Source organism: Qipengyuania sp., assembly GCF_964227205.1.
Classification (GTDB): domain Bacteria; phylum Pseudomonadota; class Alphaproteobacteria; order Sphingomonadales; family Sphingomonadaceae; genus Qipengyuania.
Map to the genome: position 1 here is coordinate 923,427 of NZ_CAXQVB010000002.1, position 13,932 is coordinate 937,358.

7 protein-coding genes are annotated in these 13,932 nt (G+C 66.3%); 3 read left to right on the forward strand and 4 right to left on the reverse strand.

The features are described 5' to 3' along the window. The first annotated feature begins 119 nt into the window (after nt 1-119). The 3 genes from ACEQZ0_RS06655 (at nt 120) to ACEQZ0_RS06665 (ending at nt 5,347) form a co-directional block, all read left to right on the forward strand. Nucleotides 120-3,560, forward strand: a complete 3,441-nt coding sequence (locus ACEQZ0_RS06655; RefSeq protein WP_370189592.1) for an autotransporter domain-containing protein — start codon at nt 120-122, stop codon at nt 3,558-3,560. A 213-nt stretch (nt 3,561-3,773) separates the two neighbouring features. Then, the gene (locus ACEQZ0_RS06660; protein WP_370189594.1) at nt 3,774-4,745 is read left to right on the forward strand and encodes a hypothetical protein; all 972 of its coding nucleotides are present in this window, start codon (nt 3,774-3,776) and stop codon (nt 4,743-4,745) included. A gap of 11 nt (nt 4,746-4,756) precedes the next feature. Further along, a complete protein-coding gene (locus tag ACEQZ0_RS06665; protein WP_370189596.1) occupies nt 4,757-5,347 on the forward strand; it encodes a fasciclin domain-containing protein in 591 nt (196 codons plus the stop codon). Here the strand turns inward: ACEQZ0_RS06665 and ACEQZ0_RS06670 are convergent. The 4 genes from ACEQZ0_RS06670 to ACEQZ0_RS06685 all read right to left on the reverse strand — a co-directional run bounded on the left by ACEQZ0_RS06670 (nt 5,331) and on the right by ACEQZ0_RS06685 (nt 13,900). Beyond that, on the reverse strand, nt 5,331-9,539 hold the full coding sequence (locus tag ACEQZ0_RS06670; protein ID WP_370189598.1) for a translocation/assembly module TamB domain-containing protein: 4,209 nt from the start codon (nt 9,537-9,539) through the stop codon (nt 5,331-5,333). The two genes, ACEQZ0_RS06665 and ACEQZ0_RS06670, sit on opposite strands and share 17 nt — an antisense overlap. Beyond that, on the reverse strand, nt 9,539-11,749 hold the full coding sequence (locus tag ACEQZ0_RS06675) for an autotransporter assembly complex family protein (protein ID WP_370189600.1): 2,211 nt from the start codon (nt 11,747-11,749) through the stop codon (nt 9,539-9,541). Before ACEQZ0_RS06675 ends, ACEQZ0_RS06670 begins: the two co-directional genes overlap by 1 nt. Beyond that, nucleotides 11,679-12,521, reverse strand: coding sequence for an arginyltransferase (locus tag ACEQZ0_RS06680; protein ID WP_370189602.1), 843 nt, complete (start codon nt 12,519-12,521; stop codon nt 11,679-11,681). The genes ACEQZ0_RS06675 and ACEQZ0_RS06680 overlap by 71 nt, the downstream gene beginning before the upstream one ends. Before the next feature lie 125 nt (nt 12,522-12,646). Continuing rightward, entirely contained in the window at nt 12,647-13,900 is a 1,254-nt protein-coding gene (locus tag ACEQZ0_RS06685; RefSeq protein ID WP_370189604.1) for a threonine ammonia-lyase, read from the reverse strand. Nucleotides 13,901-13,932: the final 32 nt, after the last annotated feature.

A 13,932-nucleotide genomic window follows, 5' to 3' on the forward strand; every position in this document is an offset into this window, starting at 1 on the left:
GCAAAAGTTTCGTCTGGGTGGTATCCATACCCTTTTCTTTTTGTTCGTTCCGGTTCTAGAACAGGGCCATGCGCGGCTTGGGGCGCGCGCTTGCGAACATTTCCTGGAGGGGCTTCGTAATGAAATCTACACTTAACCGTACCGGCGGCCGTCTGCTCGCGGGTGCTGCCACCATCGCCTTGGCGTCGGTTGCGCTGAGCACTCCGGCACACGCCATCGTGCCGAACGACAACTACACGCCCGACGATATCGTCGACAACGATGACGAGTTCAGCGGGGTCGGCATGTTCTTCCGTGCCGACGGCTTCGTCTGTTCGGGCACCCTGATCAACCCGCGCACGGTCATTTTCGCGGCACACTGCGTCAATGATCGCGACGCGACCGAATTCAATGTCGACAATGTACCGGCTGCCTGGTCGTTCAACGTGAACGCGCTGCCCGGCTTCCAGAACTGGTTCAGCAACGGCTTTGCCAGCAACCCCGATCTGGCGGTCTTCAACGTCAACCGCATCTACTACGATCCGCGTTCGGTCCAGCGTCCCGACGGCTTCGGCTTCCTCGAGGGCGACGTCGCCCTCGCCAGCCTCGACACGCCGGCCGCCAACCTGCCGACCTGGTCGCTGCTGTTCTCGCCGCTGCCGACTCCCGACGCGATCGACGATACGGACGGCACCGGCTATCACGTCAACATCACCGGCTATGGCCGCACCGGTTCGGGCACGACCGGTGCCTCGGGCGGAATCGACTGGCGGCGCAAGGCTGCGGAGAACATGATCGGGGCGCTGACGTCGTTCGACGCGCGCAACACCTTCCTCTTCGGCAACCCCTTCGGGGACCTGCCACAGGTTCTCTACCGCCTCGACTTCGACGATCCGAACAAGACCAACCCGTTCGACTTCAACCTCTACAAGGACGAGCCGCGCGAACGCGAAGGCACCACCGCCGGTGGCGACTCGGGCGGCCCGCTGATTCTCGACGCAGCGAACAACGAAATCACCGACGAGGACCTCGTCATTGCGGTGCTCTCGGGCGGCTCGCGCTTCTTCGGCCCGCAGGTCTTCTCGAGCTACGGCACCGAGAGTTTCTACCAGCCGCTGTTCCTGTTCTGGGACTGGATCGCAGCCAACAATCCCTATCGCTATGTCACCGCCAAGGCCGGCGACGGCGCCTGGGAAGATGCGAGCCACTGGGAAACCACGCTCGACCCGAACTACCGGATCATCGATGCCAATGGCGACATCGTCAACGGCATCCCGACCACGCCGGGTAACGGCATTACCGGTGACGAGCCCAACTGGGGCGAAGTGTGCTTCGATCCCGAGGGCGACAATCCCGGCGACGGATGCCAGGACCTTTCCAACGGCGACAACACACCGCCCGCGCGTAATGCCGACGGGCTGGTCAGTTCGGGCATCGGCGAAGTCGGCAACGACATGGCCGATGCGCTCGGTGGCGGCAACGCCGCCGATGCCGCCGCTCCTGCCCCTCGCGGTGCCTTGGGTCGCGATGGCCTGATCAACGCGCATCAGAGCCAGAACGGCGGACCCGAGTTCTCCGAAGAAGTCGCCCATGGCACGGGTGCCGATTTTGCCGAGGACACGCCGCACGACAGTGATGGCGGCAGCCCCGAATTCTCGGACGACCCGCTGCCCGATCCGACGCTCGACAACGGCCTGCCCGGCGCAACCGGCTTCGTGCCCGACAACGTCGATCCGACGGTGGACATCGATCCCGACGTCAATGTCGATCCGCGCTACTTCGACGTGACGCTCGGCAATGCCGGCACCACGACGCTGAGCAGCGATGTCACCATCGACCGCCTGACCGTCCTGAGCACCGCGGGCCTCAATATCACGGCCGACGGCAGCCTGACCTCGCTGATCGACATCAGCCAGTTCGGCGGCACGATGACGGTCAACGGTGCGCTCAACTCCGTCGGCGACTACACGCTGTTCGGCGGCGCCCTGCAGGGCGGCGGCACGATCACCGCACCCTTTGTCACGAACATCATGGGCGCGATTTCGCCGGGCACGATCGGCGGGATCGACACGCTGACGATCGACGGTTCGCTGGTGCTGTCTTCAGGCTCGACGCTGATGATCGATATCGGGCCGAACAACGCTTCCGACCGCGTGGCAGTGACGGGCGAAGCCTCGCTCGGCGGCGTAGTCGCGGTCGGCGCCGGCATTACCCAGCAGGTAAACGGCAACGGCCAGGTGTATACGATCCTCACCGCTGACGGCGGCTTGACCGGTACGTTCACCGCGAACGATATCTCCGCCATCCTGCATCAGAGGTTCGCCTACACCGACACTGCGGTGACGATGGAAATCCTGGCGCGCAGCTATCTCACGGCGGTCGATCCCTTCAGCCCCGCCCAGATCGGCTACGCCAGGCTGTTCGACCAGAATCGCAGCAATGCGGCACTGGCCGAGCTCTACGCTCTCGACTTCGCCGATGCCGCGACCATCCAGGCCACTTTCGACGGCCTGGCTCCGGTGTCGGAAAGCGCGGTCCGGCAGCTCGCTGCACAGTCCTACAACCAGCTCGGCTCGTTCAACGCGTCTCGCTTGCGCGAGTCGAACCTCGAACGCTCGGGCGGCACGATCGCGACGCTCGGCAATCCGATCCAGACCGCACAAATGCAGGTCTCGCGCGGTAGCCAGCCGCTCATGACGACGGCGCTGGGACTCGATCAGGGCGAGGAACCCACCAGTGTCCGCCAGGGTGCCATCCGCGAGGATGTCGGCATCTTCCTGGCGGGCGGCCTGCTTAACGGCAGCGGTTCTCCAATGCCGGGCTATACTACCAACACCGACATCGACGGCTACTTCCTCGCCGGCGGTATCGAGTACTTCCCGAGCGAGAGTTCGATGGTCGGCCTGTCGGGTTACTATTCGAACCTCGACGCAGATGTCGCGCTCGGCCAGCAAGCCGAATCGAAGATGTTCGCCGTATCGCTTTACGGCAGCACCAAGACCGAAGACGGCTTCGTCCTCGACGGCCAGGTTAGCCTGACCAGCGTCGACATGGACACCATGCGAACAGTGAACTTCCTCGGCGGCGCGCAGACGCTGGCGAGCGAGAGCAGCGACGGCGGCATCGCCGCAGCGGTCGGTATCTCCTACGATATTGAAGGAGATTTCGGCACGCTCTCGCCCGGGATCGAGCTACGCTATGCAGACCATTCCTTCGACGTGGTCGAAGAAAGCGGCGGCGCACTGGGCCTGCGGATCACCCGTGAGGAATTCGAAAGCCTGCAGGGTCGGCTTGGCTTCGATTATCAGAAGGTCACCAATTCGTTCCAGATCGACATGAATGCCGACTGGGTCCACGAATATAATGATGGTCCTAGTGCTGTCGGGGCGCAGTTCGCCGCCGGGACCGGCCCTGCCGTACCCTTCGCGATTGCCAATGGCGACAAGGATTGGGCCGAAGTCGGCCTGTCGGCACAGGTCGTCTCGGGATCGGCCAAGTTCGGTATCGGTGTCGACACGACGATCGGTCGTGCCGATGCCAATGCCCAGTCCTACCGGGCGATGGCGAGCTTCAAGTTCTAAGTCAGCAGGGGTTACCCACCCCGACAGGCAGGGCCGTCCGGGAAACCGGGCGGCCCTTCTTGCATGACGGGGGGGAAGTATCGCCCTGCGGCTGACGCAACGCGGTCTTACTCCGCACGGTTGATCGACCGGCAAGCCCGTTCGAACCCTTACGCTCCGGTCTAGCGGAACCCGGGCTGGCAGCCGCCGTTTGTCGGGCAAAGGAGATCCAAGATGCGTATCTTGCTCGCAGGTGCGGCAGCGATTGCGCTTGTCGCGACGGGCACCCATGCGGAGCCCGGCAAAGGCAAAGGAAATGAACACGGCGGCAAGCAGCACGCCGCAGAAAAGACCGAACGGGGCGGGCGCGATAAGGCCTCCGCTCGGGATGAGAAACCGAACCGCCGCGCAAGGTCCGAAGATGATGGGAAAGCGCAGCATCGCTCGGCCGAACGCCGCGGCGAGGATCGGCGCAATGCGGGCGTGGCCGAGCGCCGCGCAGCGCGCCCGGAAAGCCGCGACCAGCGGCGCGAAATCCTCCCCGCTGCCAGCACCGAACTGCGCCGCTCGACCGAGGAGCGCGACCGGAGGTTTCTCGCGCGCGACCGCGACCGCAGCTTGGTAGCCGGATGCCCGCCGGGCCTTGCCCGCAAGAACAACGGCTGCCTGCCCCCGGGGCAGGCGAAGAAGCGCTCTACTCCCCCGACCGGATGGAATGGCTATACCTATCGTCCGCGCCTGTTCGGCCTGACGAATTATGCTGCGGGTCGCTATCTCTATTCCGACGGCTACCTGTTGCGTCCCTCGGATGACGGCCGGATTGCAGGCTACATCCCGTTGCTCGGTGGCGCGCTGGCGATCGGCAAGGTCTGGCCATCGAGCTACGAGAGCTATGCCGTGCCCGATTATTACGTCGACTATTTCGACCTCGGGCGACCCGATGCCTATCGCTACGCCGACAATGTGATTTACCGCATCGATCCGGAAGATGCCGCCATCGCGTCGGTAGCGGCGCTGCTGACGGGCGACGACTTCGTCGTCGGGCAGCCGATCCCGCATGGATACGACGTTTACAACGTCCCCTATTCCTTCCGCGAACGGTACCGCGACACGCCCGATGCCTGGTATCGCTACTCCGACGGCTACGTCTATCGCATCGATCCCGAAACGCGGCTGGTGGCTGCCGCGATCGACCTGCTGATCTGAAAGGGCCGCTCATGACCACGACCTGGAAACCCATTGCCGCGCCCCTGGCCCTCGCCCTGCTGGGCTCGCTCGCCGCGTGCACCGCGGAAGAGAGCCCCGAGAGCGATGCAATCGAGACCATCGACGAAGGCACGCAAACGCTGGCGTCGGTGCTTGCCGGCGACGATCGGTTCAAATCGCTAAGAGAGGCGGTCGAACAGTCCGACCTGTCAGGCATTTTCGACGGTCCGGCGAGCTATACGCTACTGGCGCCTGACGATCCTGCCTTCGCCGCACTGGGCGACAAGGGCAAGACCCTGCTCGAGGCCGAGCAGCGCCCCGTGCTGGTCGCAATCCTGCGCGATCATCTGCTCCCCGGTCATTTGACACCGGAGGCGATCGAGGCGGCGATCGAGCGCAACGGCGGACCGGTCACGATGACCACGCTCGGGCGAACCGAGATGACCTTTAGCCGATCGGGCGATGCAATCGTGGCTGCGACGGGAGAGGGTGTGACCGCCCGCGTCGGAGAATCGGCCGTAGCCGCGATCAACGGCGTCATCCTGCCCATCGACACGGTCCTGCTGCCGCGGGAAGAAACTCCGGCTAATAGTCCCGGCTGATCTCGGCGACGACGCTTTCGCGGCCCACGGTCGAGACGGCGGCGAGTAGCGAGAGCCAGCTGGTCACGCGGAATTCCACCTCGGTCGCGCTGTAGCCGCGCCCATCGGTGATGATTTCGGCATAGAAGCGGCGCCCGAAATTCTTGCCCAACGCCACGCCGGTACCGCGTCCCAGGGCGGGATCGGCGCTGACGATCCGCAACCGGTCGAGCCCGATCGCGCTGCGCAGCTGGTTGATCGGGTCCATGCCGCCGCCCCCACGCAGGCTCGCGACCGCTGCCCCCAGCTGCAGCGCATCGGTGGCCGACAGGCTGGTAACCGAACCGCCGAACAGCAGGCGGGCAAGCAGTTCCTCTTCGGGCAACGCCGGATTGGAGCTGAAGGCAATCTCCGGCTGGGTCGCACTGCCCCGAACGCTGGCCTGCACTGTCAAGCCGTCACGCTCGGTTTCGGCTCTGATGTCGAGCCGCGGATCGATCGGGACCCTCTCGTCGAAATCGATGTCTCCCCGGGTCAGCTCGAACCGGGTTCCCGCGAACGTGTAGTCGCCGCGGACCATTGTCGCGCTGCCGCCGATCCGCGGATCGTCGGTGGTCCCGCGCAGGAGGATATCGGCCGACCATTCGCTGTCGAGCCCCATGCCGTCGACGTCGATCCGGCTCGAAGCCTTGGCGTCGATGAGATAACGCCAGGGACGCGCGGGCGCGACACGCGGCGCACGATTGGCCGGGGCGTTGATCTCGCGCGTGGCGATCTGCGGCAGGCGCAAATCGTCGGCCGCCGTACCCAGCCTCCAGCTGGCGCGGTCGACCCGCACCCGCCCGGCGATCGTGCCACCGAGGCCGTTCGAGACGATCCGCAGCGGGCCGGAGATCGTGGCGCTGAGGCCCGCCGTATCGATTAGCCGGGCGTTTCTCGCCGAAGCGCGCAGGTCGATTATCGGTCCGCGGATTTCGAGCAGACGGCCCTCCACCCTTTCGCCGAGCGTCCGCAGGTCGACGATCCCGCTCCCGCTGACGCTCCCGCCATCGACCGGGGTCCCCGAAAAACTGGTGAGTTGCAGCCGCGAACCGCTGAACTTTCCGCGCACCGCCAGCGCGCGGATGTCGGTGCCCGATAGGGCGCTGCGCAGATGCAGCCTGTCGCCCGCGATCGAACCGCGCACCGTCGGATCCTCCAGCGATCCCGTCGCATCGGCGGCGATGGCGATCGGCCCGGTGATGTCGAACGTATCGAGCGCGGCGAGCCGCCACAGGCTTTCCGCCGCGCCGCGATAGCGCAGCTGGCCGAACAGCCGGCCCGCACGCAGACGGTCCAGCAGCAGACCGCTGCCGGGCAGTCCGGTGATCCGCGCCTGCACGCGGCCGCGCTGGATATCCTCGTTGGCGAGCAGCGCCCGCGCGGCGAGTTCGCTCTCGCTCAGCCGGGCGACAAGGGCGACATCGACCGGGCGCGAGGTCAGGACGAGGCCCGACCTGGTCAAGCCCTCGATCTTCACCTTTGCCTCGCTCACCGGCAGGCCGCTCGTACCCGTGCGATAGTCGACCGTCCCCGAAATCGTACCGCCCAGCCCGGTGTCGGGACGGACGATGTCGATCAACGAGAGCGGCATCCGCGCCAGCTTGAATTCGAAGTCGAGATTGCCACCGCCGAAGCTGCCGGCCGCGATCATGCCCGCGCTGCCATACGACACCTGGGTCGGGGCGAGCCGCCACCCTCCTCCATCGAGGCTGGTCAGCACCGCGCGGCGCGGCATCGAGATGGGCCGACCGGCGAATTCGCCCTGGGCCGCCAGGGCAATCCCCTCGGGCCGGACGATGGCATTCATATCGAGCGCGAACCGTCCGCTGCGTCGTCCGGCCAGCGAGGCGTCGATCCTGCCGACGCCATCGTCCATCTCGCCCTTGGCAGCCAGTCGCCCGATGAACAGCGAGCCATAGGACAGGCCGGTCGCCGTGCCCGTCCCGGTAAAGCTGGTATGGCCCTTGCGGATCAGCCCGGTAGCGGAAATATCGGCACGCGCGATACGCAAGGCGGTTTCGCCGCCGAAGCGGGCATTGCGTGCGCGCAGGTCGATATCGAGCCCCTGGCCCCCGCCCCGCGGGGCGAGTGCCACGGTTCCGTCGAGCCCACCCCCGGCGAAGGACAGCTGGCCGTCGGCGCCGCCGTCCACAAGCAGCAGGCTGCCGGAAACATCGGTGTCCGAGACCTGCATGGTTTCGATCGCGATGCGCGTCGGCCCGCCCGCCGGCGCAGTCAGCCCGAGCGTGCCCGCGAAGGGGCCGAACAGCGACTGGCCATCGGTGTCGATGGCAAAGCCATCGTCGCGCGGGGCGATGGCGACACGGACATTCTCGAGACCGGTGGCGGGCTTGGCGAAGACCAGCGCCGCGCTCGGCCCCGCATCGGTCAGGCGAGCCTCGACAGTGAAGGCGCCGTAATCGACATGGGTTCCGCGCCCGGCGAGCCGCGTCGTTCCCTCGCGAACGCTGCCGTCGAGCGCGAGACGGACCTTGCTCGCATCGATCCGCATCCGGTTGAAATCGAGCGGTGCATCGCCGCCCACTGCCACCCCGCCGCGCACGCGGATCGGGGCCCCCGCGAGATTGGCCAGCGTGGCATTGGTCACCGGCGCGATTCGGGCGTCGAGATCGGCCGAAAGACGCCACGGCGCGCCCGGGGCCAGCGACAGTTCGATCACCGCGGTGCCACCGAGCATGCCGACATCCTCGAGCGTCAGCCGTTCGGCGCGCACCGGCCCGCGCAGGCGATAGTCTCCGCCGGCCAGGTCGCCGCGCAGCGCGAGATTGGCCGACATGGCAGGAAAGGCGAGGCGCAAGTCGTCGGACAGCAGCGCCGATCCCGTCAGGACTAGCGAACCGCGCGCAACGCCGTTTATGAGCCGGGGATCGACCAGGGCGTTGCCGCTGAAGACGCGCCCGACTGCGAGGTCGAGGGGCAGCATCCAGCGCGTGCCGTCATAACGCGCTGTGGCGGCCTGACGGAGCCCCGTGAGCCTGGTCCCGCCGAGATCGAGCTCGCCGACCTGCAGGTCGTGGACGATCGCGAGGTCCTTGAACGGCCCGTCGAGCGTTGCCGTGAGCCGCGCATTGCGCAGTGCGATACCCTCTCCGAGCAGCGCCGGATCGCGGACGACGGCGACGATCTCGAGGTCCTGCGCGCGGTTTTCGGCGAGGTCGAGCAGTCCCTTGGCGTCGAGAGTGAGGCCGCGGCCGACCAGGATCGTGCGGCCATCGATGGTGCGGTTGTCGATCGCCAGTTCTGCCTTGAGCGCGACATCGTCGCCCATCGCCCGCGCGGGAAGGCCGGTCACGAAGCCCGAAGGATCGACCTTGCCCAGCAGACCGAAGCGCCCGGCGCGATTGGTAATGCGCAGCGCCGCGACGCGCCCTTCGTCGTTGCGGACGAGTAGCCCGCCGGTCCAGTTCGACCAGGTCCCCTCGCCCCGCAGACGCGCGCGGTGTGCGCCATCCAGACCGGCCAGCGCTGCAATGGGGCCGTCTTCCTCCGCATCTAAGTCCAGCGAGAGATCGAAATCGTCGCCGTCGGGCTCGGCATCGAGCAACAGCGCAAGCCGGTCACGCTCGCCCAGCCGGCCGTCGATGTCGACCAGCAACCGCCGGTCGGCGACCTCGGCGCTTCCGGTCAGGTCGACGCGTTGCGGACTGTCGCCGGCGATCCCGCGAGCGAGCACGAGGTTGTCGATTTCGAGCCGTTCGATACTGATGTCGAAGCCGGGGAGGATCGGATTATCCTCTTCGCTGGGGAGGAATTCGGGGATCCGGGCGAGCTTGGCACGGCGAGCGGCGAAGCTGTCGATCTCGAGCCGGTTATGGAGCCAGGCGCCGGGGTTCCAGTCGATTTCCGCGCGCGGGATAGTGAGGAACACGCCTTTGGGATCGGACAGACGGACATCGTGCAGCACCGCCACGCCATAGAGATTTCCTTCGATCCGCCCGATGCGGACGTTGAGGCCATTGGGGAAGGTCCGCTCGGCGATCCTGCTGGCGATAAAGCGCTCGCCCAGCGGCGTGTTGAGGACAAGCAGCGTTCCGACCACGAGCAATGCGAGAGCCGCCAGCCCACCCAGCAGCCACTTGACCGCCCGCCCCGCGTGGCTGCGGCGGGCGCCGCTTGCCTCCTCGGCTTCGACGAGCACATCCTCCGCCATCAGAAGGCCTGCCCCAGCGAGATATAGACCCCGACCGCCGCGTCTTCGGGCTCGGGGTTGAGCGGGAAGCCGACGTCGAGGCGGATCGGGCCGAAACCGGTGGTGTAGCGCAGGCCCAGCCCCGCCCCCATCTTGATCTCGCCGAAATCGGGCGTGCTCGACGTCGAAACGCTGCCCAGATCGAAGAACGGCACGACGGACACGGCGCCGTCGAGGAAGCCGGTACCGATCCGTGCCTCGAGCGAAGCCTCGACGAGGCTGCGCCCGCCAGTCGGCTCCATGAATGCATTCTTGGGCCCGATCGACTGGTAGCCATAGCCGCGCACCGAACCGCCGCCACCCGCATACAGCCGCCGCGACGGCGCGATCCCGACCAGTTCGGCGCCCTGGATGCTGGCGAAGGCGGCCCGCGCGGCGATCACCGTCCGCCCGCCGAGCGGCAGGTAATAGGACGCGTCGATCCGCGAGCGGAGGTAGTAGAACTGTTCACCCTGCGTGCGCGACGTTTCGGGCGCGAGAAAGCCCGTGACCCGGAAACCGCGGGTCGGATCGAGCAGCGAATCGCTGGTATCGAGCGTCGCCCGTCCGAACAGCGCCCCGATGAAATAGGTCTGCCGCGGCCGCTCGACGCCATCGACGATGCGGTTTCTTTCGTCGGTCGCGAGGATTTCGGCGCCCAATCCCCAGGCGAGTGGTTTCTGGAACAGAAGCGTCGAGGTTCGCTCGTACGTGCCCGTCAGCGCGACGGTCCGCGCATCGTAGGCCAGCGTATCGATGCTCGAGGCGTAGGCGTCGATCGTCAGCACCTTGTCGCGACCGCCGAAATTGTTCTTGCGGAAGGTTACGCCCGCCAGTTGTTCGCGAGTCCCGAGGATGCCGCGCAGCCGCAGGGCGCCTTCGGGCGGGAAGAGATTGCGATGTTCCCAGCTCGCCTGGACACGGAAGCCTTCTTCCGAACCATAGCCAATGGCGCCGGCAATCGTACGCAGCTTGGCCCGTTCGACGGTGACATCCATCGCCACCACGCCGGGCTGGTCGCCTTGCGGCGGGGTGACCTCGCGTGCCTCGACACCGACGCTCGACACCAGCCCGGTAGCCGTGACCGCTCGACGCAGGTCGAAGGCGAGGCTGCGCTGGTAGACTTCGCCGGGCTCGAAACGCGCTATGCTCGCGAGATGGCGGCTGGAGAGAAAGGCCTCGTCGCTGCTGACCACCTCGCCGAAAACATATTTCCCCTTGGGGCGCACCGGCAGCGACAGGTCGCCCGCGGTGCGTTCGTGGTCGATCAGCAGCTCGGGCTGGTCGATCTCGGCAAAGGGATATCCCGTCTCGCCCAGCGCCCGGTCGAGGTCGAAGCGCTCGGCGATGATCGTATCGGACTGAAGGAAATCGTCCGGATATATCCCGAAGCTCTTGCGCAATTGGCCGGCGTCGGGTGCCGTGTCGAGATCGCCGAGATCGATTGCGCCGACCTTGTAGCGCGGGCCAGGAATGACATCGAAGCGTACCCGGGGGCGCTGTTCGGCGGTGTCTTCGCCTGCATCGCGCGTGCCGATCGTGCGGACGATCTCGCCGTCGTAATAGCCGTAGACACGGAGCAGCGTGCCGAGCAGTTCCTCGTCCTTGCGCGCCCGCGCGGCGAGCTGGGCGACGTTTTCCTCGCCGTCGCCGAGTTCCTCGATGGTCGAAAGGGCCGCGAAGCGATCGACGAAATCGCTGCGCTCGCTGAAGGGCGGTTCCTTCTGCGGGAAACCCAGCACCAGCGCATCCGAAATGCGCTCGACCTCCGCCTCGTCGAAAGCGATCTGGGGCGCATCGCCAAGCAGATCGGCGAAGCGAATATCCTCTTCCGGCTCGAGCTCCTGTAACGGCGCAAGTTCGACTTCCTCGGGCCAGGCGACAGGCATGTCCGGCAGTTCGGAGATCGGCGTGTCCGCCTCCGGTTCGCCCAAAGCGTCATCCGTCGCCCCGGCCGGTCCGTCGGTTCCCTTCTGCGCCCAGCTATCGGGATCGTCGACCGCGCTGTCGGGGATGAGATCCTCGAGGCTCGATGGAGCTTCGCGATCCTGCGCGGCGAGCGCGGCCCCGCCGACGAGGGCAAGCGCCGCCAGGCAGCGAGCCAGCGCTGTCAGCGCCCGCTCAATCCCGCAGCTTGTAGTCCGCCGACAGCCCGTCCTTGGCCGGAAGGGCCTTGTCGCGCCGTCTGTCACGCGGGGCGGTAGCCGCCGCGATAAGGCGCTTCTGTTCATGGTCGGGCATGCGCTCCCATCCGCCGCGGCTGAGCCGTTCGAGCGGGCGATAGCGAACCTTGTATTGCATCCGCTCGGCACCTTCGACCCAATAGCCGAGATAGACATAGGGCAGTCCGTTGGTGGCGGCGCGGCGGATGTGGTCGAGGATGATGTAGTTCCCAAGCCCGGCGCGATCCTCATGCTCAGGGTCGTAGAAGCTGTAGATCATCGACAGCCCGTCGCCCTGGTAATCCGTCAGGCACGCCCCCACCAGGCGGCCCGGCTCGGCGCCGATAGCCGGCTCCCGATATTCAATCACATAGCTGGTTACACTGGTGTGTTCCACCATATCCGCAAAGTCGGTTTCCTCCATCTGCGTCATCCCCCCACCGGGGTGGCGCGCAGCGAGGTATTTTTGCAGCAATTCGAACTGTTCGGCGGTGGCCCAGGGGCGGCATTCGGTAGCGACGAGATCGTCGTTCGCCTTGAGCGTGCGCTTCTGGGTGGCAGACGGCTTGAACTCGCCTGCCACGACGCGCACCGATACGCAGGCCTGGCAATCGAGACAGGAAGGCCGGTAGGCAACCGTCTGGCTGCGCCGGAAGCCGATCCGCCCGAGCGCTTCGTTCAGCTCGTCGGCATTGTCGCCGCGCAGCTCGGTGAACACCTTGCGCTCGCTCTTGCCCGGCAGATACGGACACGGCGCAGGGCTGGTCACGAAAAAGCGGGGAAAGCGTATCGGTGCGGTCACTTTCGGCGGCATCCTTCGGGCGGCTAATTCCTACCTGACAGGCATATCAATGCCAGAGCGGGTCAGAGGTTAAAACCCTCTTTACCATGAAAAGCACAATCGCCTCGCCGAACGGTCGTTTCGGGTCAGGCGAGCTCGGCCACCGAGACGCTATAACCCTTGCTGCGAAGCGCCCGCACCAGCCGGTCGATCTGCTCGGAATCGCGCGCTTCGCACTCGATCTCGGCCGTCAGTCCCTTGGCAGGCAGCGTGGTGAAGATGCGCTGGTGGTATATCTCGATGATGTTGACGTTGTGTTCGTTGAATTCGCGCATCACCTTGAACAGCGCGCCGGGGCGATCCTGCAGCACGATTTCCAGCCGCGCGAGCCGGCCCGAACGGGCAAGGTCTCGCAGCAGCACATTGGCGAGCAGGCGCGTGTCGATGTTACCGCCGCACAGCACGAGGCCGACGGTCTTGCCGGCGAACTTCTCCGGGTTGGACAGTACCGCGGCGAGGCCCGCCGCCCCGGCCCCCTCGACTACGGTCTTCTCGATCTGGAGAAGCAGCGAGACGGCGTGCTCGAGTGTCCCTTCCTTGACCAGCAGCACCTCGTCGACCAGCTCCGCGATGATCTGGCGGGTGAATTCCCCAGGTGCCTTGACCGCGATCCCCTCGGCCAGCGTGTCGCCGCCGCAGGGGCGTTCGTCGCCGGTCACCGCGGAATACATCGAGGGATAGAGTTCGGCCTGGACGCCGACCATCTCGATTTCAGGCTTCAGCGCCTTGGCAACCGTGGCCATGCCGCTCATCAGCCCACCCCCGCCAATCGGTACGACGAGGCAGTCGAAATCGTCCTTGTCGGCGAGCATTTCGAGCGCGACCGTGCCCTGCCCCGCGGCGACCAGCGGATCGTCGAAGGGATGGACGAAGGTCAGGCCGCGCGCGCGTTCGAGCTCGCGCGCATGGGCATAGGCTTCATCGAAAGTCTCGCCGAACAGCTCGACATTGCCACCCACGCTCTCGGTCTGCATCACCTTCACGCTCGGCGTGGTCTGCGGCATCACGATCGTCACCGGGACGCCCAACCGGCGCCCATGATAGCTCAGCCCCTGCGAATGGTTGCCTGCCGATGCGGCGATCACGCCGCGCGCGCGCTGCTCGTCGGTCAGGTGCAACAACGCATTCAGCGCACCGCGCTCCTTGTAGGCGGCGGTGAACTGGTGGTTCTCGAATTTGAGCCAGATGTCGGCCCCGGTGATGTCCGATAGCGTCTGCGAGCGCAACATCGGCGTCCGTACCACCGCGCCTTCGATGCGCGCGGCCGCGGCCCGCACATCGTCGAGAGTCAGGAGCTCGGTCGCCGGAGCGGCGACACGCACGGGGGATGCTTCGGTCATGGTCCCCGCCCCTACGGCGCGCAGGGCTGCGG

Excerpts from the sequence above, each read along its gene's own strand:
- ACEQZ0_RS06665 (WP_370189596.1), top strand. The coding sequence starts at position 4,757 with ATGACCACGACCTGGAAACCCATTGCCGCGCCCCTGGCCCTCGCCCTG.
- ACEQZ0_RS06660 (WP_370189594.1), top strand. The coding sequence starts at position 3,774 with ATGCGTATCTTGCTCGCAGGTGCGGCAGCGATTGCGCTTGTCGCGACG.
- ACEQZ0_RS06685 (WP_370189604.1), bottom strand. The coding sequence starts at position 13,900 with ATGACCGAAGCATCCCCCGTGCGTGTCGCCGCTCCGGCGACCGAGCTC.
- ACEQZ0_RS06655 (WP_370189592.1), top strand. The coding sequence starts at position 120 with ATGAAATCTACACTTAACCGTACCGGCGGCCGTCTGCTCGCGGGTGCT.
- ACEQZ0_RS06670 (WP_370189598.1), bottom strand. The coding sequence starts at position 9,539 with ATGGCGGAGGATGTGCTCGTCGAAGCCGAGGAGGCAAGCGGCGCCCGC.